23 protein-coding genes and 1 other annotated feature are annotated in these 23,390 nt (G+C 53.7%); of the genes, 8 read left to right on the top strand and 15 right to left on the bottom strand.

Annotation, left to right across the window (positions count from 1 at the left end; translation table 11 throughout):
- Nucleotides 1-122: 122 nt before the first annotated feature.
- Nucleotides 123-869 (top strand): GntR family transcriptional regulator, encoded by a 747-nt coding sequence (locus FN082_RS12055; RefSeq protein WP_139538466.1) that lies wholly within the window; start codon nucleotides 123-125, stop codon nucleotides 867-869.
- Here FN082_RS12055 and FN082_RS12050 read toward each other — a convergent pair.
- The 4 genes from FN082_RS12050 to ibpA form a co-directional block, all read right to left on the bottom strand.
- Nucleotides 837-2,498, bottom strand: coding sequence for a putative transporter (locus tag FN082_RS12050; protein ID WP_139538467.1), 1,662 nt, complete (start codon nucleotides 2,496-2,498; stop codon nucleotides 837-839). The two genes, FN082_RS12055 and FN082_RS12050, sit on opposite strands and share 33 nt — an antisense overlap.
- Before the next feature lie 98 nt (nucleotides 2,499-2,596).
- Nucleotides 2,597-3,424, bottom strand: a complete 828-nt coding sequence (gene dinD / locus FN082_RS12045; protein WP_139538468.1) for a DNA damage-inducible protein D — start codon at nucleotides 3,422-3,424, stop codon at nucleotides 2,597-2,599.
- A 138-nt stretch (nucleotides 3,425-3,562) separates the two neighbouring features.
- A complete protein-coding gene (ibpB, locus tag FN082_RS12040) occupies nucleotides 3,563-3,991 on the bottom strand; it encodes a small heat shock chaperone IbpB (protein ID WP_139538469.1) in 429 nt (142 codons plus the stop codon).
- A gap of 118 nt (nucleotides 3,992-4,109) precedes the next feature.
- On the bottom strand, nucleotides 4,110-4,523 hold the full coding sequence (gene ibpA, locus FN082_RS12035) for a small heat shock chaperone IbpA (protein WP_004126917.1): 414 nt from the start codon (nucleotides 4,521-4,523) through the stop codon (nucleotides 4,110-4,112).
- Nucleotides 4,517-4,592: a sequence feature (ROSE (Repression Of Heat Shock gene Expression) occurs in the 5'-region of heat shock genes and acts as an RNA thermometer to modulate expression.), on the bottom strand. Its footprint overlaps the gene before it by 7 nt.
- A 252-nt stretch (nucleotides 4,593-4,844) precedes the next feature.
- Between ibpA and FN082_RS12030 the strand changes: the two genes are divergently transcribed.
- On the top strand, nucleotides 4,845-5,174 hold the full coding sequence (locus tag FN082_RS12030) for a YceK/YidQ family lipoprotein (protein ID WP_180349552.1): 330 nt from the start codon (nucleotides 4,845-4,847) through the stop codon (nucleotides 5,172-5,174).
- 1 nt (nucleotide 5,175) lies between these two features.
- On the opposite strand, the gene FN082_RS12025 is transcribed toward FN082_RS12030, so the two are convergent.
- The 11 genes from FN082_RS12025 to dnaA all read right to left on the bottom strand — a co-directional run bounded on the left by FN082_RS12025 (nucleotide 5,176) and on the right by dnaA (nucleotide 18,668).
- A complete protein-coding gene (locus tag FN082_RS12025; protein WP_139538470.1) occupies nucleotides 5,176-6,402 on the bottom strand; it encodes a DUF3748 domain-containing protein in 1,227 nt (408 codons plus the stop codon).
- A 51-nt stretch (nucleotides 6,403-6,453) separates the two neighbouring features.
- The gene (locus FN082_RS12020) at nucleotides 6,454-7,791 is read right to left on the bottom strand and encodes an MFS transporter (protein WP_185932116.1); all 1,338 of its coding nucleotides are present in this window, start codon (nucleotides 7,789-7,791) and stop codon (nucleotides 6,454-6,456) included.
- 178 nt (nucleotides 7,792-7,969) lie between these two features.
- Entirely contained in the window at nucleotides 7,970-9,118 is a 1,149-nt protein-coding gene (gene dgoD / locus FN082_RS12015) for a galactonate dehydratase (protein WP_139538472.1), read from the bottom strand.
- Nucleotides 9,115-9,732 (bottom strand): 2-dehydro-3-deoxy-6-phosphogalactonate aldolase, encoded by a 618-nt coding sequence (locus tag FN082_RS12010; RefSeq protein WP_139538473.1) that lies wholly within the window; start codon nucleotides 9,730-9,732, stop codon nucleotides 9,115-9,117. The genes dgoD and FN082_RS12010 overlap by 4 nt, the downstream gene beginning before the upstream one ends.
- Complete coding sequence (locus tag FN082_RS12005; protein ID WP_142981622.1) at nucleotides 9,716-10,591, bottom strand: 2-dehydro-3-deoxygalactonokinase; 876 nt, start codon at nucleotides 10,589-10,591, stop codon at nucleotides 9,716-9,718. Before FN082_RS12005 ends, FN082_RS12010 begins: the two co-directional genes overlap by 17 nt.
- Complete coding sequence (gene dgoR, locus FN082_RS12000; RefSeq protein ID WP_112215626.1) at nucleotides 10,588-11,277, bottom strand: D-galactonate utilization transcriptional regulator DgoR; 690 nt, start codon at nucleotides 11,275-11,277, stop codon at nucleotides 10,588-10,590. Before dgoR ends, FN082_RS12005 begins: the two co-directional genes overlap by 4 nt.
- A gap of 244 nt (nucleotides 11,278-11,521) precedes the next feature.
- On the bottom strand, nucleotides 11,522-12,334 hold the full coding sequence (yidA, locus tag FN082_RS11995; protein WP_139538475.1) for a sugar-phosphatase: 813 nt from the start codon (nucleotides 12,332-12,334) through the stop codon (nucleotides 11,522-11,524).
- 173 nt (nucleotides 12,335-12,507) lie between these two features.
- Nucleotides 12,508-14,922, bottom strand: coding sequence for a DNA topoisomerase (ATP-hydrolyzing) subunit B (gene gyrB, locus FN082_RS11990; protein ID WP_139538476.1), 2,415 nt, complete (start codon nucleotides 14,920-14,922; stop codon nucleotides 12,508-12,510).
- A 28-nt stretch (nucleotides 14,923-14,950) separates the two neighbouring features.
- Nucleotides 14,951-16,024, bottom strand: coding sequence for a DNA replication/repair protein RecF (gene recF, locus FN082_RS11985; RefSeq protein WP_139538477.1), 1,074 nt, complete (start codon nucleotides 16,022-16,024; stop codon nucleotides 14,951-14,953).
- Between the two features lie 138 nt (nucleotides 16,025-16,162).
- A complete protein-coding gene (dnaN, locus tag FN082_RS11980; protein ID WP_139538478.1) occupies nucleotides 16,163-17,263 on the bottom strand; it encodes a DNA polymerase III subunit beta in 1,101 nt (366 codons plus the stop codon).
- 4 nt (nucleotides 17,264-17,267) lie between these two features.
- On the bottom strand, nucleotides 17,268-18,668 hold the full coding sequence (dnaA, locus tag FN082_RS11975) for a chromosomal replication initiator protein DnaA (RefSeq protein ID WP_139538479.1): 1,401 nt from the start codon (nucleotides 18,666-18,668) through the stop codon (nucleotides 17,268-17,270).
- A 323-nt stretch (nucleotides 18,669-18,991) separates the two neighbouring features.
- Between dnaA and FN082_RS30560 the strand changes: the two genes are divergently transcribed.
- The 6 genes from FN082_RS30560 (at nucleotide 18,992) to mnmE (ending at nucleotide 23,234) form a co-directional block, all read left to right on the top strand.
- Entirely contained in the window at nucleotides 18,992-19,072 is an 81-nt protein-coding gene (locus FN082_RS30560) for a hypothetical protein (RefSeq protein WP_456237442.1), read from the top strand.
- A gap of 217 nt (nucleotides 19,073-19,289) precedes the next feature.
- A complete protein-coding gene (gene rpmH / locus FN082_RS11970) occupies nucleotides 19,290-19,430 on the top strand; it encodes a 50S ribosomal protein L34 (RefSeq protein ID WP_004871828.1) in 141 nt (46 codons plus the stop codon).
- Nucleotides 19,431-19,445: 15 nt separating this feature from the next.
- The gene (rnpA, locus tag FN082_RS11965; RefSeq protein WP_004871829.1) at nucleotides 19,446-19,805 is read left to right on the top strand and encodes a ribonuclease P protein component; all 360 of its coding nucleotides are present in this window, start codon (nucleotides 19,446-19,448) and stop codon (nucleotides 19,803-19,805) included.
- A complete protein-coding gene (gene yidD / locus FN082_RS11960) occupies nucleotides 19,769-20,026 on the top strand; it encodes a membrane protein insertion efficiency factor YidD (RefSeq protein ID WP_004871831.1) in 258 nt (85 codons plus the stop codon). The genes rnpA and yidD overlap by 37 nt, the downstream gene beginning before the upstream one ends.
- Nucleotides 20,027-20,028: 2 nt before the next feature.
- On the top strand, nucleotides 20,029-21,675 hold the full coding sequence (yidC, locus tag FN082_RS11955; protein ID WP_142464227.1) for a membrane protein insertase YidC: 1,647 nt from the start codon (nucleotides 20,029-20,031) through the stop codon (nucleotides 21,673-21,675).
- 194 nt (nucleotides 21,676-21,869) lie between these two features.
- Nucleotides 21,870-23,234 carry a tRNA uridine-5-carboxymethylaminomethyl(34) synthesis GTPase MnmE gene (gene mnmE, locus FN082_RS11950; protein ID WP_142981621.1) on the top strand — a complete coding sequence of 455 codons (1,365 nt, stop codon included), beginning with the start codon at nucleotides 21,870-21,872 and terminating at the stop codon, nucleotides 23,232-23,234.
- Nucleotides 23,235-23,390 lie beyond the last annotated feature (156 nt).

The following is a 23,390-nucleotide window of genomic DNA, read 5'->3' as shown; positions in this document are numbered from 1 at the left end:
ATTCTGAATTCAGCTGATGAAATCACCATGACGAATAGTTTTTATCTTTATGTATTAATTTAATTTTTATAGAAAATCGTCCATTCATCATCGTTTTCAACATAGTGAATAGAGGTCTACTGGTGATCTATAAATCCATTGCCGACAGATTGCGTCTGCGGCTGAATTCCTCCGATTTCGATATCGGCAGCCCGCTTCCAGGCGAAAAAAAGCTGGCGGCAGAGTTCGGCGTCGCGCGCATGACCATCCGTAAAGCCATCGATCTGCTGGTCACCTGGGGGCTGGTGGTGCGTCGGCACGGTTCCGGTACCTATGTCGCCCGCAAAGATTTACATCACGAAACCACCAATCTGACCGGGCTGGCCGAGGTACTACGCAAGCATGGTAAGGAGGTAGTGAGCCGGGTACTGGTTTTCGAGGTGATGCCCGCACCTCCGGCTATCGCCAGCCTGCTGCGGATACAAATTGATGAACGGATCTACTTCTCGCGCCGGGTGCGCTATGTCGATGGCAAACCGCTAATGCTGGAAGACAGCTATATGCCGGTAAAGCTGTTTCGTAATCTGTCGTTGGTGCATCTGGAGGGATCGAAGTTTGATTATATCGAGAAGGAGTGCGGGATAACCATCAGCGGTAACTATGAAACGCTGTCGCCAGTGCTGGCGGACAAGCAGCTGGCGCAATCGATGAACGTACCAGAACAAACGCCGCTGCTGCGCATTACCTCCCTTTCCTACAGCGACAGCGGCGAGTTTCTTAACTACTCGGTGATGTTCCGTAACGCCAGCGTGTATCAGGTGGACTACCATCTGCGGCGCGTCCACGCGGAAAATCCGTTAACCCATTCCCCAGAACAGCACCGCCAGTAGCTGCGGGGTAATAATGCGTAAGAACATGACCAGCGGATAAACGGTGGCATAGGAGAGCGCCGCCGCGCCGCTGGTGGCATGCAGGTTGTTGGCAAATGCCAGAGCCGGCGGGTCGGTCATTGAACCGGCCAGCATACCGCACAGGGTCAGATAGTTCATCTTCGCCAACATACGCGCCAGAATACCAACCGCCAGTAGCGGTATGGCGGTGATAAAGATACCGTAGGCAATCCAGCTCATACCGTCGCCTTCAATCAGCGTCGCCACAAAATCGCCGCCGGATTTCAGCCCAACCACCGCCAGGAACAGCACAATGCCCAACTCGCGTAGCGCGAGGTTGGCGCTGGGCGGCATAAACCAGTACAGCTTACCGATACTGCCGATACGCCCGAGAATCAGCGCCATAATTAGCGGCCCGCCGGCCAGACCCAGCTTCAGCGCCGCCGGGAAACCCGGAATAAACAGCGGTATAGAGCCCAGCAGCACGCCTAAACCGATACCAATAAACACCGGCAGCATCTGCACCTGCTGGAGTTTTTGCTGGGCGTTGCCAAGCTCGGCGGCAACTGCGTCAATCGCCTCAGGGCGGCCCACCAGATTCAGAATGTCACCAAATTGCAGACTGGAGCTACTGGTAGCAACCAGCTCAACCCCGGCACGATTAAGCCGTGAAATAACCACGTCATAACGCTGTTTAAAGTGCAGGTCGCGAATTCTTTTGCCCAGCACCTTTTCGTTGGTCACCACCACGCGCTCAACTTTTAAATCGGTACCACGCGTCGAGAGCGAGGTGGCAACCTCCTTACCAATCACCAGTTGAGCGTTGTGTAAATCCTCTGGTCGCCCGACCAGATGCAGCAGGTCGCCAAGCTGAATCAGGGTATTCGGCGCAGGCACCATCAGCATCTCCTCACGCTTGAGTCGCGAGCAAATCAGCTTATCGCTGTTAAGCATCGGGACATCCTGAATCGCCATATTGTTCAGGTTGGGGTTTTCGACCCGCACGTTGAGAGTCTGGAGATGAGCGTGACCGTTGCCGCTGTTCTCATCAAACTGCTGGGCCTCTTTTTCGACGTTAATGCGGAAAAACAGCCGGACCAGCCACATGGTCAGCAGTATGCCGCAGATGCCGAACGGGTAAGCCATCGCATAACTCATCCCCATCTGGTCGACGGTATCAAAAGGTACGCCAAGGTCGCGCAGAATCTGCTGCCCGGCACCCAGCGCAGGGGTGTTGGTGACGGCCCCGGAGAAGATACCAAGCACCACGGGGAGAGGTATATCGAACAGTTTATGCAGGACCGCGGTGACCAGGCCGCCGAGAATCACTATCAGAATTGCAAAGAGGTTAAGTCGCAGGCCGGAGACGCGCAGCGAGGCGAAGAAGCCCGGACCCACCTGGATACCGATGGTATACACGAAGAGAATCAGGCCGAATTCCTGAATAAAGTGCAGCATTGGGCTACTGAGGGCAATGCCCGCCTGATCCACAAAGTGGCCGACGATGATGCCGCCAAACAGCACGCCTCCGATACCAAAGCCGACACCACGCACTTTTACATTGCCGATCCACAATCCGACTACCGCCACCAGCGCCAGGACGCTAACGGTCAATGCTATATCACTCATAGTTTCTTCCCTGTGAATAACATTACGAACAAAGAGGATTATGACCGGTAGCGAATGGGCTGTATGCCGCCTGGCGCACAATAATCACGGGATCAGGCTTACGGCTCAGGAGCATCTTTCTTTTTCGCGGCGATTTTTAGCTGCTGAATACTTTTCTCCGGAGAAGGAAGCGCTTCCGGCATAGTGCCGCCAAGATCTTTGATAGTCTGACGCACCTTTTGCCCAACTTCATAGTGGGTTTGATTAGCCAGTTGCTTCGTATCAACCTCATCCCGGCGTAGTTTTTCTTCCGTTTGAGTGGCGCGAAACAGGTTAGCTGCGAGTTCAGTAGACCCCATATGATCGAGGATTTTTTGGCTTTTCTTTAGGCCTTTACGCTCATGAATCGCTTTTTGATCCAGACCGCCGTAGAGGCCTTTATAGCCATGATTTTGAAAGATAGCGAAATCCAGCGTTGTCTCCACGCCAGCCTGCTGAGCCGTTTCAACCAGATGTTTATTATGCTCTGTGAGTTCATTGCGCAGAAATAGCCGCTTTTCATCCTCTCGTAGAGATTTAAATGTTTGATCGTCTTCCAGCTCCTGGCGACGAGTTTGCAACGCAAAGTAGGTTTGCCCTGCGGCAATCACCGGTTTTGACGGATCGCCATTTTGTACAACCAGATAGCAGGCGTAGCGGGAGAGCTTTATATCTTTAAGTTCTCGCTGTGCACCGGAACCAATTTGGACCATAGCGAGGATCTCCTCGAAATGGTCGCTAATAGCATGTCCACTATTCGCACATGCTTCAGTTGCTTTAATAATCACAGGATTAAAGTGGCGATATTCCGAGTATTCAAGCAGTTTTGCTAATGCTCGGGCAGACCAGTACTCTCTTCCCGCCTCATCTCTATTTTTAATCGCTTCGAATGGCTGCTGTTCGTTCATTACATATCCTTTGTTTCAGTGAGCCTATAAAATATGATTATTTTTTAAACTGAAACATCTGTTGCAGCAAGGGCATTTTATGAGCTCCCACGCACAAAAAAGCCCCGAAAATCGGGGCCTTATGAGTGGTTCGCTTAATTAGCTATCCAGCGCGGGACGCTCGCTGATAGCAATGCGCTGCGCGGCTATTTGCTCCGGCTCGTTACGGGTCAAATCGATATGTAGCAGGCCGTTGGTAAAGGTTGCCCCGGAGACTTCCATATTTTCAGCGAGCGTGAAGCTCAGGCTAAAGGCCTGGTTAACCAGCCCCTGGTGCAGCCATTTGGTCTCTTTTTCCGGCTGCTGTGGCGCGCCTTTTACCGTCAGACGCGTACCTTCCAGCTGAATATCCAAATCTTCCTGACGGAAACCAGCCAGCGCAAGGGTAATGCGATAGTGGTTATCGTCACTTTTCTCAATGTTATAGGGTGGGAAGCTCTGGCTTTCACCGGCGGTTTGCAGGGCGTTGGCCAGTTTGTCAAAACCGATCCATTGACGCAGCAGTGGGGATAAATCGTAGTTACGCATTGTGTTTCTCCTTCTAAGAAGCGAGTAGATATCTGCAAATCCTGTGGATTCGCATTTGCCCCCTGACGGCGGGCAGATTTTTACATTAATACCGGGCCACGTTAGCGGCCCGACGAAATTAGTTGATTTCGATACGGCGCGGTTTATTCGCTTCAGGAATAACTCGTTCAAGGTCAATATACAGCAGACCGTTTACCAGGTTGGCGCCGCGAATATGGATATTTTCCGCGAGCTGGAATTTACGCTCAAAATTGCGTTCAGCGATCCCCTGATACAGATAAGTACGTTCTTTTTGCTCAGCGGCGTGAGCGCCTTTTACGATCAGCAGATTATCCTGAGCGGTAATTTCCAGTTCGCTCTCAGCAAAACCGGCAACGGCAATCGCGATGCGGTAGTTGTTTTCGTCGACTAATTCAACGTTGTACGGAGGGTAGCCGCCATTACTCTGGCTTTGATTATTTTCTAACAGATTGAAAAGGCGGTCGAAACCAATAGCAGAGCGATACAACGGGGAGAGATCGAAATTACGCATAATACATAGCTCCTGAAATCAGCGAGAATTATCTGACCTTCCATCATGGACAGGTCGTTATTACCCAGAATACCCATTCGGCGTATTCTCTGCGGGACACATTCCTAAAATGGGTATATCCATGGTGTTTTCAAGGCCAACAGGGCAATTTTTTTTTGCAGTTTGTGGTCTATTGCTTAGACTGGAGTGACAGCACAAAAGGCAAAGTGCGACGCCCGCCACAGTGCGGCGCAATGGCACTATGCATCCATGGAATGGCCCGATATAACCGATATGTACGTAGAAGGTTCTATCAACGCCCGTAACGATGACGGAAGAATAATGAAAAACGGTCTGTTAAAGCTGGTCCTGCTCAGCGGGATGATAAGTTTGGGCGGTTGCTCCAGCGTGATGTCACATACCGGCGGTAAAGAAGGAACCTATCCGGGAACGCGCGCCAGCGCGCAAATGCTCGGGGACAGCGACGCTAACTGGGGGACTAAATCCCTCGTGGCCCTGGATATGCCGCTGACTGCCGTGATGGACACGCTGCTGCTGCCGTGGGATATGTTCCGTACCGATAGCTCGGTCAAATCGCGCGTAGAAAAGAGCGAAAAAGAGACGCTGGCGACCAATTCGGTGATCCCGCCAGCGCGGATGCCTAACCCATAATTCAACGCGCTGTTGCGGTTACCCATAGCTGGCGGTAACCGTCCACTTCCTCCATCCAGGCAAGCTGTTTGCCGTCTGGCGAAAAGACGATCGCATCGCCCGATGGCGGATTTTCATGCGCGTCGGTCAGGAAGGTGATTTCCCCGCTCTGCGCATTGCAAAGCGCAATGCGATTTTCCACAACAAAGCCCAGCCATTCTCCAGACGGATGCCAGTTAAACGCCGACTGGATATCCGAACGGCCATGCGTCAACTGGCGCGGTTCGCCGCCCTGTACCGAAATGAGCCACATCTGAACCACTCCGTCATCGTCGCGCATCAGAAAAGCGATATCCGTTGCCTGTGGGTTAGCTCGCACCCAGTGGCGCGGCGTATTCGCAAGCCCAGGGTAACGGCGCTCATGAGTAAACGTTAAGCGATGCTGAACAACGCCAGCCGGAGGCGCGGGCATCGTCGCTTCAGTCCCTGCCAGCGGCGCATCGCCCGACTGCTTCCAGCCCTGTTCGGTCTTAGGCAGATCAACAATAAACAGCTCCGGTACTTTATCGCCATTTACCGATAACGTATCGCCGATAAACGCCAGCGCCTGGTTGCCGACCCAGCCCTCTTCGTAGGCCCGGTTGATGTCGTCGCTACCCGGGGTGGGCGTCGGTGTTGTCCGGCTGACCAGTACGCACCAGTGGCTACCGCCATATTCTCGCGGATGCTGCCCACGCGGCGTGACCGGGCCATAGGGCACCGCCACGCCAACGTTGCGCAAATCCAGCGCTGGGTCGCGTTCATGCAGCACATGGTCGTTATAGGTAAAGCTGACCAGCTCGCCGTTTGGGCTAAAGACGTGCACATGGCTGCCACCGCGCAGCGCCCCTGGCGTATACGGCACGGTGATATCCATCGCATCAAGATTGTGCGTTTCTCCCTGATAAGTCACTACGCCGCGACGATGGTGGAAATCGTAATGCCAGTGTTCATCCGGGTTTTCCGGGCCGTGGATAAAGACATATTTATCTACCGATGGATGAACGGTCACCACGCCAACGTACGCGCTGTTTGTCGCACGATAGATCACTTCAACGTCGCCGCTTTCAACATTGACGCGTTCAATGGTTTCGCCGGTAAATGAGGCACCGGACGGACGGACATCAAAAACCAGCCACTGGCTATCTGCAGTCCAGGTGCGGGTATTGGTAAGCTGATGATGGCGGGGGGCAAAGGTGACTTGTTTCATAAAGATACCCTGATGCGAGACTTTCGCATCAGGGTATAGTATCGGAAAGATTTAACCTACTCGTTTAACATCGCCCACCAGCAGGATGTAGGAGAGCGCGCCAACCAGCGCAATCACGGATATATAGACCAGCGCAGGGGCAAAACCATAGTCCTGAGCCAGGTAACCCACCACCAGCGGAACGGTGATACCGCCCAGTCCGCCGACGAAATTAAACATACCGCCCGTCAGCCCAATTAACCGCATCGGCGCCAGCGACGAGACCAGAGACCAGGTAATCGAGGCGAAGCCGTTACCAAAGAACGCCAACGCCATCAGTACCATAATCCATACCGGATCGTTGGTGTAATTGGCCCCCATAATACAAGTGGAGATCAGCAGGCCGCAGATAATAGGCGTTTTACGCGCGGCACCTAACGAGAAGCCTTTTCTTACCAGCCTGTCCGCCAGCCAACCGGAGAGCAGCACGCCAACAAAAGCGGCCAGGAACGGAACCGTGGTCATAAAGCCTGCCTTCAGCGCCGTAATCCCCTTTTCCTGGGTCAGATAGTTGGGGAACCAGGTCAGGAAGAACCACAGTGTTGAGGTAACCGCAAACTGGCCCAGGTAAACGCCTACCAGCTTACAGTGGAACACCAGCTTCCAGTCGGCTTTGGTCAGCGGCTGACGTGCTTCTTTCTTAACGGGAGCATCGCCGTCCACCAGACCACCGCCATCACGAATATAATCCAGCTCAGCCTTGCTAACGCTTTTCGTCAGACGCGGCGGCTGATAGACCTTAATCCAGATGAATGACCAGACAATACCGATAGCGCCGGTGATGATAAATACCCAGTGCCAGCTCAGCATCTCCTGAATCCAGATTAATAATGGCGTCAGGAATGCTAATCCGACAAACTGCCCTGAGGTATAAAAACCGACGGCTGATGCGCGCTCGTGCTCTGGAAACCAGCTGGTCACCATACGGTTATTTGTCGGAAACGCTGGCGCTTCAAAAATACCAGTAATAGCGCGCAGGCCAATTAACGACATCAGCCCAGTAGCAAACCCCTGGAATAGCGTCGCCACCGACCAGCCCAGAATGGCGATAAAGTAGGTCAGCCGTGAGCCGACGCGGTCCAGGAACCACCCACCAGGAATCTGGCAAATCGTATAAAGCCACGCAAAAGCCGAAAATACGTACCCCATTTCCGCTTTGGTTATACCAAACTCTTCCTGAATATGCGCCGATGCCACGGCAAGGTTGGCGCGATCAACATAACAAATCACCACGGTAATAAAGATCATAATCAGCGTCAAATAACGGCGACGCCCGGGTTTTGCAGCTGTAACTGAAATATCCATCGCAATCTGTCTCCAGATTTTGGGCATAGCGAGACCGCTCACCATGCCCGGTAATTTACAGAGGGTGTGTTAAAATTTTTATTAATAACTCAACTGCAATGCGCTAAATAATTCGTGCTGGGGGAAGGCGGCAAGTTTTCGCATCCCCGGGAGCATACAAAAGTATGTGACCGGGGTAAGAAAATGCAGCCAACGCACCACCAGTGCGAAGTATGACGCGCATTTACCATTCAGCGACAGAACCATCCTCATGCCGCCACAACGGATTACGCCAGTCCGGCGCGTTTTGACTTAATTCAATCACCCGCGCTTCATCTATTTCTACGCCAAGCCCGGGCTTCATTAACGGTTTAAAGAAGCCGCCTTCCATATTGAAGTCTTCTTTATTTTTCACAAAGTCGAGCAGTTCCGCCCCCTTGTTATAGTGAATGCCCATGCTTTGCTCCTGGAATACGGCGTTATAGGAAACAAAGTCAACGTGCAGGCAGGCAGCCAATGCAACAGGTCCCAGCGGGCAGTGCGGCGCCAGCGCCACGTCATAAGCCTCCGCCATTCCGGCGATTTTATAGCACTCGGTAATACCGCCAGCGTGCGACAGGTCCGGCTGCAAAATAGCCAGGCCGCCGGCTTCCAGCACGCGTTTAAACTCGAAGCGTGAGAACATTCGTTCGCCTGCAGCGATAGGAATCGAGGTTTGCGCCGCTAAACGCGGATAGTATTCAGCCTGTTCCGCCAGAACCGGCTCTTCAATAAATAATGGACGATACTGTTCCAGTTCTTTAATTAATACTTTTGCCATTGGCGCGCTAACGCGGCCGTGGAAATCAAGGCCAAATTCAATTTCATTACCAAAAGCTTCGCGAATTTGCGCCACGGTATTTACCGCCGCATCTACCGCGCGGGAATTATCGATAAGTCCCAGCTCTTCGCAGCCATTTAATTTAAAGGTATCAAAACCAATTCCGCGCAGTTTCTTGATACCATCAATCACTTCTGCCGGACGATCGCCGCCGACCCAGCTGTAGGCTTTGATTTTGTCTCGTACCAGGCCGCCCATCAGCTGCCAGACCGGCGCATTCAGCACTTTACCTTTGATATCCCATAGCGCCTGGTCAATACCGGCGATGGCGCTCATTAGGATCGGCCCGCCGCGATAAAAGCCCGCACGGTACATCACCTGCCACAGGTCGTTAATCCGCGCCGGGTCCTGACCTATCAGATAATCACCGAGCTCATGCACCGCGGCCTCTACGGTTCGCGCGCGTCCTTCAATCACGGGTTCACCCCAGCCAACCACGCCTTCATCGGTTTCAATCTTTAAAAACATCCAGCGTGGGGGTAAACGATACGTGGTGAGTTTAGTTATTTTCATTGCACTGCCTCTCGATACGCTTTAACAAATGCTGCTGCCTGCTGTGCGGTTCGCTCTACGGATTGCCCGGCGCGATAGAGATCGCTGCCTAATCCGGCACCAATACAGCCTGCTTTTATCCACTGGACCAGATTTTCCGGCGTTACGCCGCCCACGGCGAAAACGGGAATCTCCGGCGGCAAAACAGCTTTTAGCGCTTTGATATAGTCAGGGCCAAAAGCCGAGGAAGGGAACACTTTCAGCGCCTGAGCACCGGCGTCCAGCGCGGCAAAGGCCTCTGTCGCCGTCGCGCATCCGGGGCAAACCGTCATGCCGTAGCTCACTGCACGGCGAATAACCTCGGGCTGAATGTTGGGAGTAACGATAAGCTTGCAACCCATTTGCGCAAGCTGGTCTACCCGCTCTGGATTTAGCACGGTGCCCGCACCTATCAACGCTTTATCACCATAAGCATCAACAACGGCGGGAATGCTTTTTTCCCACTGCGGTGAATTGAGTGGGATTTCAACGGCATCAAATCCGGCGTCAATCACGGCCCCCACGTGTTCCAGCGCCTCTTCCGGTGTAATACCGCGCAAAATGGCGATAAGCGGTAGTTTAGTTTGCCACTGCATGAGCGATGCTCCTTATTCCTGTCTGAAATGCGGTATCACCTGACACCACTGTTGTCTGACGGCCGATTGCGGTCAGCGCCTGCTGATAGCGGTTTGCCAGCGCATCTCCGGCAACAATGGTGACCTGTAGGTCACCGAAGCGGCTACTCATGGTGGCAACTTCCGCGCCAATCAGCAGGCCGGAGAGAAATTCGCTGACATGTTCGCGCGGAAATGAGCCCAGCACGTGCGAAGCACGTACTTCAAAAAGCTGAGGCAGAATATCTGGCGAATGGAGGCCGCGCTCCAGCCCGGCGGTAAAAGCATTCGGGGCGGAGATCTGTTCTGGTAACCCGGCGCCCACCAGCGAGTGGCGCAGCAGCAGATGATGCAGCTCACCTGTCATCACCGTGCGAAAGTCGTTGATTTGTTGGCGGTCAGCCTGCACCCATTTGCAGTGGGTGCCGGGCATTACATAGACGGAAGAAGGCGCTAGCGACTGCGCGCCAAGGAGTTGGGTCTCTTCACCGCGCATCACATTGTGGTTATCGTCGCGAGTGACGCAGAGTCCGGGAATAATCCAGACTTTGTCTCTGACGGACGTTAATCGCTCGCCAATGGCGGAAAAATGAACGGGAACCGGTAGATAGGGAGCAACCTTCCAGCCCACGTTGCTACCGACCATTCCCGCCATCACTACCGGGGTAGCGCTATCGCACCAGCCCTCGGTTATTTCGCTAAACACCGCTGCGGGGGATTGTCCATTCAAACGCGTCACACCTGCTTCCGATTGCCTGCTCTCCAGGCACTGGTCGCCCTGATAAAGCCAGGCGCGCAGGTTTGTCGATCCCCAGTCAATTGCGATGTAGCGAGATGTCATGTGATTTCCTTTAACCTTCGTGTTGAGCTGGCGATCATGGTGAGCGCCGCCTGCTCTGCCGCTTCGCTGTCCTGATGCCGAATGGCGTCAAACAGCGCCTTATGTTCCTGGAGCGTTTTCGGCATGTTGGCCGCATCACCCATCCAGGTCCTTTCAAATACCGCCCGCTGTAGCGAGCTGATCGCTACATTTAGCTGCTGCAGCACCGGGTTATGCACCGACTGCAACACGGCCTCGTGATAGCGAATATCCGCCTCGTTAAACGCTTCCCGGTCCTGGTTGTTAGCTATCATGTCGTTAAGCGCTTCTTCGATTTGCGCCAGGTCGCTTGAGGTCGCACGCTCTGCCGCCCAGCGGGCTATCGCCGGCTCGACCAGGTTACGTACCTCGCTCATCGCGCTAATCAGTCGTGGGTCGTAATCACTTTCCAGCACCCACTGCAAAACGTCGGTATCGAGATAATTCCACTGGTTGCGCGGAGCGACGAACGCGCCGCGATAGCGTTTCATTTCAATCAGTCGCTTAGCCATCAATGAGCGGAACACTTCGCGAATGATATTGCGCGAGGTTTCAAACTCCTCACACAGGTCCGCTTCCGCTGGCAGCGCGGAGCCGGGAACGTATTTACCGCTGACAATCTGCTGGCCCAGCGTGATGACGATGCGATCGGTTTTATTGAGAGTCATGGAGAGTCCTTGTGCTCTGGATGTACCTCTCTACTTTACCGCGACAGGCGGATTTGACCGCAACTTTGTAGTACTAACGTGATAGCACTCATTATCGCCACGAACATAATGTAGTACGATTTTATTATGTTGTACTACAATTTAGATCACAAAAACGACAATGTGATTTGAGGATTTTTTTGCGAGGTAAACTCAGGGCATAAAAAAACCCGCGATAAACGCGGGCCTTCAGGTATGAGAGATATTAATTTAGTACATATTTTTCAATGACATATGCGACACCGTCTTCCAGATTGGATTTGGTGATAAAGTTCGCCGCTTCCTTCACCGCAGGAATCGCGTTGTCCATCGCCACGCCGACGCCAGCATATTCAATCATCGCGATGTCATTTTCCTGATCGCCAATCGCCATCACCTCTTCCGGTTTGATACCCAGCGTATCGGCCAGCGATTTCACGCCGGTGCCTTTAGTGACGCGCTTATCAAGAATTTCAAGGAAGTACGGCGCGCTTTTCAGCACGGTATATTTCTCTTTCACTTCCGCCGGGATGCGAGCGATGGCCTGGTCCAGAACCGCCGGTTCGTCGATCATCATCACTTTCAACAGCTGGATGTTCGGATCCATATTTTCCGCTTCGCAGAAGACCAGCGGGATCGTCGCCACGTAGGATTCATGCACCGTGTAATAGCTCACATCGCGGTTAGCGGTGTACAGGGTATTACGATCGAGCGCATGGAAATGGGAACCGACTTCGCGGGAAAGCTGCTCCAGATAGCGATAGTCATCGTAGCCCAGCGCGGTTTGCGCAACGGTACTGCCGTCGCTCGCCTTCTGTACCAGGGCTCCGTTATAGGTGATGCAGTAATCTCCCGGCTGCTCCATATGCAGTTCTTTCAGGTAGCTGTGCACGCCAGCATAAGGGCGACCGGTGGTCAGCACCACATTGACGCCGCGTTCGCGGGCTGCGGCAATCGCGGTTTTCACCGCAGGTGAAATGGTATGGTCTGGCAGCAGCAGCGTGCCGTCCATATCAATTGCAATCAGTTTAATAGCCATGAAATCCCCGGGTAAGATGAGTCCTTACTCATGCTAACGCGATTCCGCTCAAAAAACAGCAACAGAAAGCGGGGAAAAGGGGGATGGAATAAAGAGGGAGATTCCTCTTTTGCAGGCAAAAAAACGCCCGGCTGCGCAAAAACACAACCGGGCAGATATCTACGGTGCCACGATTAAATATCGATGTTCGCCGCTTTCAGGGCGTTCTCTTCGATAAAGGCGCGGCGCGGTTCAACGGCATCGCCCATCAGGGTGGTAAACAGCTGATCGGCGGCAATCGCATCCTTCACGGTCACACGCAGCATACGGCGGCTATCCGGGTCCATCGTGGTTTCCCACAGCTGATCCGGGTTCATCTCGCCAAGACCTTTATAACGCTGGATAGAGAGACCACGGCGGGACTCTTTCACCAACCAGTCCAGCGCCTGTTCGAAGCTGGCAACCGGCTGGCGGCGCTCGCCGCGTTCGATGAAGGCATCGTCTTCAATCAGGCCGCGCAGCGTTTCGCCCAGCGCGCAGATACGGTGGTATTCAGGCCCGGTGACAAACTCGTGATCCAGCGGATAGTCGGTATCCACACCGTGGGTACGAACGCGGACGATAGGCTCAAACTGCTGCAGCTCAGCGTTCTCGCGGATATCAAATTTCCACTGGCTACCGTGCAGCTCTTTCTCATTCAGCTCGCTCACCAGGGTGTTAATCCAGCGGGTCACCGTTTGTTCGTTGCTCAGGTCAGCCTCTGCCAGCGTCGGCTGATAGATAAGCTCTTTCAGCAGCGCTTTTGGATAACGACGTTCCATACGCGTGATCATTTTCTGCGTGGCGTTATACTCAGCAACCAGCCTTTCCAGCGGCTCACCGGCTAAGGCCGGAGCGTTGGCGTTGGTGTGCAGGGTTGCGCCATCCAGAGCGATAGAGATTTGATACTGATCCATCGCTTCATCGTCTTTAATGTACTGTTCCTGCTTGCCTTTCTTCACTTTGTACAGCGGCGGCTGCGCAATGTAGACGTGGCCGCGCTCAACGATTTCCGGCATCTGACGATAGAAGAAGGTCAACAGCAGCGTACGAATGTGCGAGCCGTCAACGTCCGCATCGGTCATGATGATGATGCTGTGGTAGCGCAGTTTGTCCGGATTGTACTCATCGCGACCAATACCGCAGCCCAGCGCGGTGATAAGCGTTGCCACTTCCTGAGAGGCGAGCATTTTGTCGAAGCGCGCTTTCTCAACGTTGAGGATTTTCCCCTTCAGCGGCAGGATCGCCTGGTTCTTACGGTTACGCCCCTGTTTCGCAGAGCCGCCCGCAGAGTCCCCTTCCACTAAGTACAGTTCAGAGTGAGCAGGATCGCGTTCCTGACAGTCCGCCAGTTTGCCCGGCAGGCCCGCGAGGTCCAGCGCGCCTTTACGGCGGGTCATCTCACGCGCGCGGCGTGCAGCTTCACGAGCGCGCGCCGCGTCGATAATTTTACCGACCACGATTTTGGCGTCAGACGGGTTTTCCAGCAGGTATTCGTTCAGCAGTTCGTTCATTTGCTGTTCTACCGCCGATTTCACCTCAGAGGAGACCAGCTTGTCTTTAGTCTGTGAGGAGAATTTCGGATCCGGCACCTTCACGGAAACCACGGCAATCAGACCTTCACGCGCATCGTCACCGGTGGCGCTGACTTTCGCTTTTTTGCTGTAGCCTTCTTTATCCATGTAGGCGTTCAGGGTACGAGTCATCGCCGCACGGAAGCCCGCAAGGTGGGTACCGCCATCGCGCTGCGGAATGTTGTTGGTAAAGCAGTAGATATTTTCCTGGAAACCATCGTTCCACTGCAGCGCCACTTCAACGCCGATACCGTCTTTTTCGGTGGAGAAATAGAAAATATTCGGGTGAATTGGCGTTTTATTTTTATTCAGATATTCCACGAACGCTTTGATACCGCCTTCGTAGTGGAAATGATCTTCTTTACCGTCGCGCTTATCGCGCAGACGAATAGAAACCCCGGAGTTCAGGAACGACAGCTCACGCAGACGTTTTGCCAGAATTTCATATTCAAATTCAACAACGTTAGTGAAGGTTTCATAACTCGGCCAGAAACGCACCATAGTACCGGTTTTTTCGGTCTCGCCGGTCACAGCCAGCGGGGCCTGCGGCACGCCGTGGGCATAAATCTGACGGTGAATTTTATTGTCGCGCTGAATAACCAGTTCCAGTTTCTGCGACAGGGCGTTAACCACGGAAACGCCTACGCCGTGCAGGCCGCCGGAAACTTTATAGGAGTTATCGTCGAATTTACCGCCTGCGTGCAGGACGGTCATGATCACTTCCGCCGCCGATACGCCCTCTTCCGGGTGAATACCGGTCGGAATACCGCGGCCGTCATCCTGTACGGAGACGGAGTTATCGCTGTGGATGGTGACAACGATATCTTTACAGTAACCTGCGAGCGCTTCGTCGATAGCGTTATCCACAACCTCGAATACCATGTGGTGCAGACCGGTGCCGTCATCCGTGTCGCCGATATACATACCCGGGCGCTTACGCACCGCATCCAGCCCTTTCAGGACTTTGATACTGGAGGAGTCATAAGAATTCGACATCAACGTTTCTCGCTCATTTTATCTTAGGTTAATCCGCTATTTTACCCTTTTCCACGGTGAACATCTTCGAATTTTTGTCCGACATGTCCAGAACGTGCTCAGCGCTAATGGCGCTGACGAAAACCTGCGACTGCGTGGCTTTTAAACGGCTGGCAAGCAGCCCGCGCCGCGCGTCGTCGAGTTCCGAGGCAAAATCATCTATCAGGTACAGGCAGCGCCGCCCGCTCTCACGGGTCAGGAACTCGCCTTGCGCCAGTCTTAGGGCGCACATCAGCAGCTTAAGCTGCCCGCGTGACAATGTATCTTCCACCGGCGCACCGTCGGCACGAATACGGAAATCCGCTTTGTGCGGGCCATGGGCGGTGTAGGTTAACATACGATCGCGCTCGAAATTTCTCTCCAGCACCTCGGCATAATCCGTTTCTTTCTCCCAGCCGCGCTGGAAAGAAAAGGTGAGGGCAAACTCCGGTAAAAACTGCCGACAGGTATCCGCCATGTCTTCGACAATAGCGGCGCTATATTCGGCGCGCCAACGGCTGATTTGTTCCGCCAGCGGAATCAATTCCAGATCCCAGGGCCGCAGTTGGGCATAGCGACTGACCTGACGCAGCGCGGCGTTACGCTGCTTCACCAGACGCTTCAGGTTGCTCCAGGCGGTAAAGAATCCGGCTTCGTTGTGAAAGCATCCCCAGTCAAGGAAGGCTCTTCTGTATTTGGGGCCGCCGTTGAGTAAAGTAAAGCCCTCGGGCGTAATCAGCTGCATCGGCATCAGATGCGCCAGTTCTGCCACTTTATGGCCGTCGGTGCCGTCAATACGGACCTTACTGTCGCCCTGTTTATCTTTGGTCAGGCCGATGGAAACTTCACGTTCTTCACCCTGCAGGCGGCCGTGCAGAACAAACGACTCTTGCTCGTGACGAATCACGCGGCCAATCTGCAAACTACGAAACGCCCGACCGTGGCCGAGCGTATAGATAGCTTCCAGCACGCTGGTTTTACCGCTGCCGTTGGCGCCAACCAGGAAGTTAAAGCCGGGGGATAAAGCGAGATCCGCATTTTCAATATTGCGGAAGTCTTTGATTAGAAGTCGGGATAGCGACATATCAGCTCATAACCAGGGCGTTATCGGCGCAGTTAGTCTGGTTACGGCCAGCGCGCAGCAACCGGAGCGTACTAAAGTACGTGAGGATTGCGAGCACTGCCCGGAGCCAGAATAACAAGTAAGATAGCCCGATATTCTTTACAAGCGCATAGGCATGACGACATAGGCTGCGGATTGGGAAGCCGCATCCTCAATCTGCACGCTCGATACGGAATCGGTCAGCAAAATACGTACGTTCTCACACTTCAGCGCGTTGAGCACATCCAGCACATAGCTAACGTTAAAGCCGATTTCCAGCTCAGTCCCGGCATAGGTGACATCCAGAATTTCTTCTGCTTCTTCCTGCTCCGGGTTATTAGCGGTGATTTTCAGCTGATTTTCACTGACGTACAGGCGCACGCCGCGGAATTTCTCGTTCGAGAGAATCGCTGCGCGGGCAAATGCCTGCTTGAGAATATCGCAGCCGGCATCCAGATGCTTGTCCGGATTCTTCGGCAATACGCGGCGATAATCAGGGAAACGGCCATCAACCAGCTTCGAGGTGAAGATAAAGTCACCAACGTGAGCACGGATGTTGTTGCTGCCGATCTGCACGCGCAGCGGCGTGTCGCCACCGTCGAGCATACGCATCAGCTCAATCACCCCTTTACGCGGCACGATCACCGAATGGTTCGGCAGCGACTCTTCCAGCGGCATCGAACAGACCGCCAGACGGTGGCCATCGGTCGCTACCGTGCGCAGTTCGCTACCTTCGGTTTCAAACAGCATGCCGTTTAAGTAATAACGAACGTCCTGGTGAGCCATCGAAAACTGCGTTGCCTCAATCAGTCGCTTCATCGTCGCCTGCGGCAAGGTGAATTCAACTTCACTCTGCCAGTCATCAAGATTAGGGAAATCCGCAGCAGGCAACGTGGAGAGCGAGAAGCGGCTGCGCCCGGAACGCACCAGCATACGCTCGCCTTCCAGCTGTACCGCAATCTCCGCGCCTTCTGGCAGGCCGCGGCAGATATCAAAAAATTTACGCGCCGGAACGGTTGTTGCTCCCACTTCGTGCGGCTGAATCAACGCCACGCGCGCGACCATTTCCATTTCCAGATCGGTACCGGTCAGCGACAGCGCGCCATCAGTCACCTGCAGGAGCAGGTTGCCAAGAATCGGTAGCGTCGGACGACCACCTAAAGGGCCGCTCACCTGTTGCAGCGGTTTTAATAAATGTTCACGTTCTACGGTAAATTTCATAGCGTCACGAGGATAATGTTCTGATTAAATTGGAAAAATCTTCTTTGATATCGTGGCTTTCTTCGCGCAGTTGCTCAATCTTACGACAGGCGTGCAGGACGGTGGTATGGTCGCGGCCGCCAAACGCGTCGCCGATTTCCGGCAGACTGTGGTTGGTCAGCTCTTTTGCCAGCGCCATCGCCATTTGACGAGGGCGCGCCACCGAACGGGAGCGGCGTTTAGACAGCAGGTCCGCCACCTTAATCTTGTAATACTCCGCTACCGTCTTCTGAATGTTGTCGATGGTGACCAGTTTTTCCTGTAAGGCCAGCAGATCGCGCAGCGCTTCGCGCACGAAATCAATCGTGATCGCCCGGCCGGTAAAGTTGGCGTTGGCGATAACGCGGTTCAGTGCGCCTTCCAGCTCACGTACGTTAGAGCGTAGCCGTTTGGCAATAAAGAACGCCACTTCTCCCGGCAGGCGGATGTCGTTTTCATCGGCCTTTTTCATCAGGATCGCCACGCGGGTTTCCAGTTCAGGCGGCTCGATCGCCACCGTCAGGCCCCAGCCAAAGCGTGATTTCAGACGATCTTCAACCCCGTTGATCTCCTTCGGATAGCGATCCGACGTCAGGATGATCTGCTGATTACCTTCCAGCAGGGCATTAAAGGTATGGAAAAACTCTTCCTGCGAACGTTCTTTATTCGCAAAGAACTGAATATCATCGATCAGCAGGGCATCAACGGAACGGTAGTAACGTTTAAACTCTTCAATGGCGTTGTTTTGCAGAGCTTTTACCATGTCCTGCACAAAACGCTCGGAGTGCATGTAAACCACTTTTGCATTGGGTTTACGCGCCACGATGCCGTTACCGACCGCATGTAAAAGGTGGGTTTTACCCAGACCAGTGCCGCCATAAAGGAACAACGGGTTGTACGCGCCACCCGGGTTATCCGCAACCTGGCGCGCCGCCGCGCGAGCCAGCTGGTTAGATTTACCTTCAACGAAGTTATCAAACGTATGTTTTACATTGACGTTAGAGCGATAGGTCGGTTCTGCAGGCGCCGGGACGTTATCCCAGCCTGGGCGCACGATGGTCGGCGCAACGCGCGCCGTCTGAACCTGTTGAGCAGGTGCCGCAGCCGCAACGCTTACCGTACCTCTCGGCATCTGAACCGCAGGCTTAGCGCCCACTTCAAATCGCAGCTGTGGGGCATCCGCACCGCAAAAATCATTGAGGAGTCCATTGATATTATTGAGGTATTTATCCCTTACCCAATCGAGCACAAAACGGTTTGGCGCATACAGTGCCAGCGTGTTATCGCTCAATTCCGCCTGCAAAGGGCGTATCCACATGCTGAATTCTGTGGCTGGTAACTCATCCTGCAATCGGGCAAGACACTGCTGCCAAAGCGAAAGTGACACGGCGGACTCCACTCGAACAAAAATCGATATATAAAGAGAAACTGAAACAATCGTGATTGTTGGCACACGTCGACAAGACCCTGCATAGCCGAAAAAGCCCCTGCACAAAAGGGGTGACGTGCGAACCGCTATTTGCGGTTATTACCCGATGCGGATCCGTGGATCCCGATCGGGACCGGGGATCATAGCCTAAACTGAGAAAGAGATCTTGTGTTTCTCAACAGATTCTTCCCGATTTATCCACAGGAAGGATCGAAGCCGGGTAAGTGTAATCGATCCTGGCTGGAGTGAAGTAAGATTTCAGCCGCATATTGGAAAAATTAATGAACGACGTGGGCTTTGGGCTTAATCGATCTAACAAAGATCCTTTGCGATCCTTGCGCTTTATCCACCAGGCCGTATAATCCCCCACCCGGCGCGCAAAGCCGCTTTTCGCAACGCGTCATCGCTTATTTTTTGTGCGGCAAGGTGCGAGAAATAAGGAAAGAGAATTGACTCCGGAGTGTACAATTATTACAATCCGGCCTCTTTAATCACCCACGCTGAGGCGTAGGCCGTTCGGAATTCGTTCGGATTTACGCGAAAGTCAGTGAAATTATTCAAGTTTAGGTAGAAATCGCCATGAAACGCACTTTTCAACCGTCTGTACTGAAGCGCAACCGTTCTCACGGCTTCCGTGCTCGTATGGCTACTAAAAATGGTCGTCAGGTTCTGGCACGTCGTCGTGCTAAAAGCCGCGCTCGTCTGACCGTTTCCAAGTAATAAAGCTAACCCTGAGTGGTTAAGCTCGCATTTCCCAGGGAGTTACGCTTGTTAACTCCCAGTCATTTCACTTTCGTCTTCCAGCAGCCATTACGGGCTGGCACGCCGCAAATCACCATCCTCGGCCGCCAAAATTCGCTGGGGCATCCCCGCATCGGTCTTACTGTCGCCAAGAAAAACGTTAAGCGTGCGCATGAACGCAATCGGATTAAACGTCTGACGCGCGAAAGCTTCCGTTTACGTCAACATGAACTCCCGCCTATGGATTTCGTGGTGGTGGCGAAGAAGGGGGTTGCCGACCTCGATAACCGTGCTCTCTCGGAAGCGTTGGAAAAATTATGGCGCCGCCACTGTCGCCTGGCTCGCGGGTCCTGATAGGCCTGATTCGGGTCTATCAGCGCCTGATTAGTCCGCTACTCGGGCCGCACTGTCGTTTCACCCCAACCTGTTCTCAATACGGAATTGAGGCATTGCGCAGGTTTGGATTGATAAAAGGCAGTTGGTTGACGGTGAAACGCGTATTAAAATGCCACCCTTTACACCCTGGTGGTGACGATCCCGTCCCGCCTGGACCATTTGATACCAGAGAACACTAACGATGGATTCGCAACGCAATCTTCTTATCATCGCTTTGTTGTTCGTGTCTTTCATGATCTGGCAAGCCTGGGAGCAGGATAACAATCCTCAGCCCCAGCAACAGACCACGCAGACAACGACCACAGCAACGGGTAGCGCCGCCGACCAGGGCGTACCGGCCAGTGGCCAGGGGAAACTGATTACGGTAAAAACCGATGTGCTTGACCTGACCATCAACACCAGCGGTGGTGATGTTGAGCAAGCGCTGCTTCTGGACTATCCAAAAGAGCTGAAATCGACAGAACCGTTCCAGTTACTGGAAACCACGCCGCAGTTTACCTATCAGGCGCAGAGCGGTTTAACCGGTCGTGATGGCCCGGATAACCCGGCTAACGGACCGCGTCCGCTGTATAACGTCGATAAAGATGCGTTTGTGCTGGCTGATGGCCAGAACGAAATCGTCATTCCACTGGCGTACACCGATAAAGCAGGCAACGTTTTCACCAAAACTTTCACCCTGAAACGCGGTGAATATGCGGTCAACGTCGCCTATAGCGTACAAAACGCCAGCGAAAAACCGCTGGAAGTGTCAACCTTTGGTCAGTTGAAGCAAACGGCTAATCTGCCGACGCATCGCGATACGCAGACCGGTGGCCTGACAACGATGCACACCTTCCGTGGCGCAGCGTACTCCACGTCTGAAACGAAGTACGAAAAATATAAATTCGATACTATCGTTGATAACGAAAACCTGAACGTCAGCACCAAAAACGGTTGGGTTGCCATGCTGCAGCAGTACTTCACGACCGCATGGGTTCCACAGAACAACGGCACCAACAACTTCTACACTGCGAACCTCGGCAACGGTCTTGTGGCTATCGGCTACAAATCTCAGCCGGTTCTGGTACAGCCGGGTCAAACCGATAAGCTGGAAAGCGTGCTGTGGGTTGGTCCGGCGATTCAGGACAAAATGGCCGCCGTTGCGCCGCATCTTGACCTGACCGTTGACTATGGTTGGTTGTGGTTCATCTCTCAGCCGCTGTTCAAACTGCTGAAATGGATCCATAGCTTCCTGGGCAACTGGGGCTTCTCCATCATCGTTATCACCTTTATCGTTCGTGGCATCATGTACCCGCTGACCAAAGCGCAGTACACCTCCATGGCGAAGATGCGTATGCTGCAGCCGAAGATTCAGGCCATGCGCGAGCGTCTTGGTGACGACAAACAGCGTCAGAGCCAGGAAATGATGGCACTGTACAAAGCAGAGAAGGTAAACCCGCTGGGTGGCTGCTTCCCTCTGATTATTCAGATGCCTATCTTCCTTGCGCTGTACTACATGCTGAGCGCCTCGGTTGAACTGCGTCATGCGCCGTTTATCCTGTGGATCCACGACCTGTCTGCACAAGACCCGTACTACATCCTGCCGATCATCATGGGCGCGACGATGTTCTTCATTCAGAAGATGTCTCCGACGACCGTGACCGACCCGATGCAGCAGAAGATCATGACCTTTATGCCGGTCATCTTCACGGTGTTCTTCCTGTGGTTCCCGTCTGGTCTGGTGGTTTACTATATCGTCAGCAACCTGGTCACCATTATCCAGCAGCAGCTGATTTACCGTGGTCTGGAGAAGCGTGGTCTGCATAGCCGCGAGAAGAAAAAATCCTGATTCTCTTCATTCTTCAAGCCGCAGATGCGTTGGCTTCGTTAGTTCGCCTCAGTCACTTACTTCAGTAAGCTCCTGGGGCCTCTCTAACTTGCCGCCTTCCTGCAACTTGAACTATTTCGAGAATCTACGGTAAAGTTAATGCCAGAGAAGGCGGTCAATAGACCGCCTTTTTTACATTTACATAGAGAGTAATCATGAGCCATAACGACACTATCGTCGCCCAGGCAACCCCACCGGGACGCGGTGGTGTGGGCATTCTGCGTATCTCTGGCCTGAAGGCGCGCGACGTCGCACAGGCGGTGCTCGGCAAGCTGCCAAAGCCGCGCTATGCCGACTACCTGCCGTTTAAAGACAGCGACGGCAGCGCGCTGGATCAGGGGATTGCGCTGTGGTTCCCTGGCCCGAACTCCTTCACTGGTGAAGATGTACTGGAGCTTCAGGGCCACGGCGGCCCGGTTATCCTCGATCTGCTGCTCAAACGTATTCTGACGCTACCCGGCCTGCGTATCGCCAGGCCCGGTGAGTTCTCCGAGCGCGCGTTTCTCAATGATAAGCTCGATCTGGCCCAGGCCGAGGCAATCGCCGACCTGATTGACGCCAGCTCCGAGCAGGCCGCGCGCTCAGCGCTGAACTCTTTACAGGGCGCATTCTCCACGCGCGTTAATCACCTTGTAGAAGCACTTACTCACCTGCGTATCTACGTGGAAGCGGCGATTGATTTCCCGGATGAGGAGATCGACTTCCTCTCCGACGGTAAAATCGAAGCCCAGCTTAACGAGGTGATTACCGATCTCGACGCCGTACGCGCCGAAGCGCGCCAGGGCAGCCTGCTGCGCGAAGGGATGAAAGTGGTGATTGCCGGACGTCCGAACGCCGGGAAATCGAGCCTGCTGAACGCGCTGGCGGGTCGTGAAGCGGCTATCGTCACCGATATTGCCGGTACTACCCGCGACGTGCTACGCGAACATATCCATATCGACGGTATGCCGCTGCACATCATCGATACTGCAGGCCTGCGCGATGCGAACGATGAGGTCGAGCGCATCGGCATCGAGCGTGCCTGGCAGGAAATTGAACAAGCCGACCGCGTGCTGTTTATGGTCGATGGCACCACCACTGATGCGACCGATCCGGCGGATATCTGGCCGGACTTTATCGCCCGTCTGCCGAAAAACCTGCCGATTACCGTGGTGCGCAACAAAGCGGATATTACCGGCGAAACGCTGGGGCTGAGCGAAGTAAATGACCACTCACTTGTTCGCCTCTCGGCGCGCACCGGTGAAGGCGTCGACGTGCTGCGTAACCATCTCAAACAGAGCATGGGCTTTGAAACCAATATGGAAGGCGGCTTCCTCGCACGCCGTCGCCATCTGCAGGCACTGTCCGAGGCCGCAGATCATCTGCAACAGGGGAAAGCGCAGCTGCTGGGCGCGTGGGCAGGAGAACTGCTGGCAGAAGAGCTGCGCCTGGCGCAGCAGAACCTGAGCGAAATTACTGGCGAATTTACCTCCGACGACCTGCTCGGTAGGATCTTCTCCAGCTTCTGCATTGGTAAATAAACTCAGTTTGTGAGCATTGACTAACCAGCTTTAATATCCTGTTAAAGCTGGTTTTTTATCTTTTATCCATTCCATTCTGCACGACAAAGTTAAATGCCGGTTTTTCCTCTCAGGAAATCATTGTTGTCCAAATGGCAACTCGTACTACCGCACGAA

This window comes from Klebsiella spallanzanii (assembly GCF_902158555.1).
GTDB classification, from domain to species: Bacteria; Pseudomonadota; Gammaproteobacteria; order Enterobacterales; family Enterobacteriaceae; genus Klebsiella; species Klebsiella spallanzanii.
Note: the sequence above shows the minus strand (reverse complement) of the source record. Positions and strands in the feature narration are given on the sequence as shown.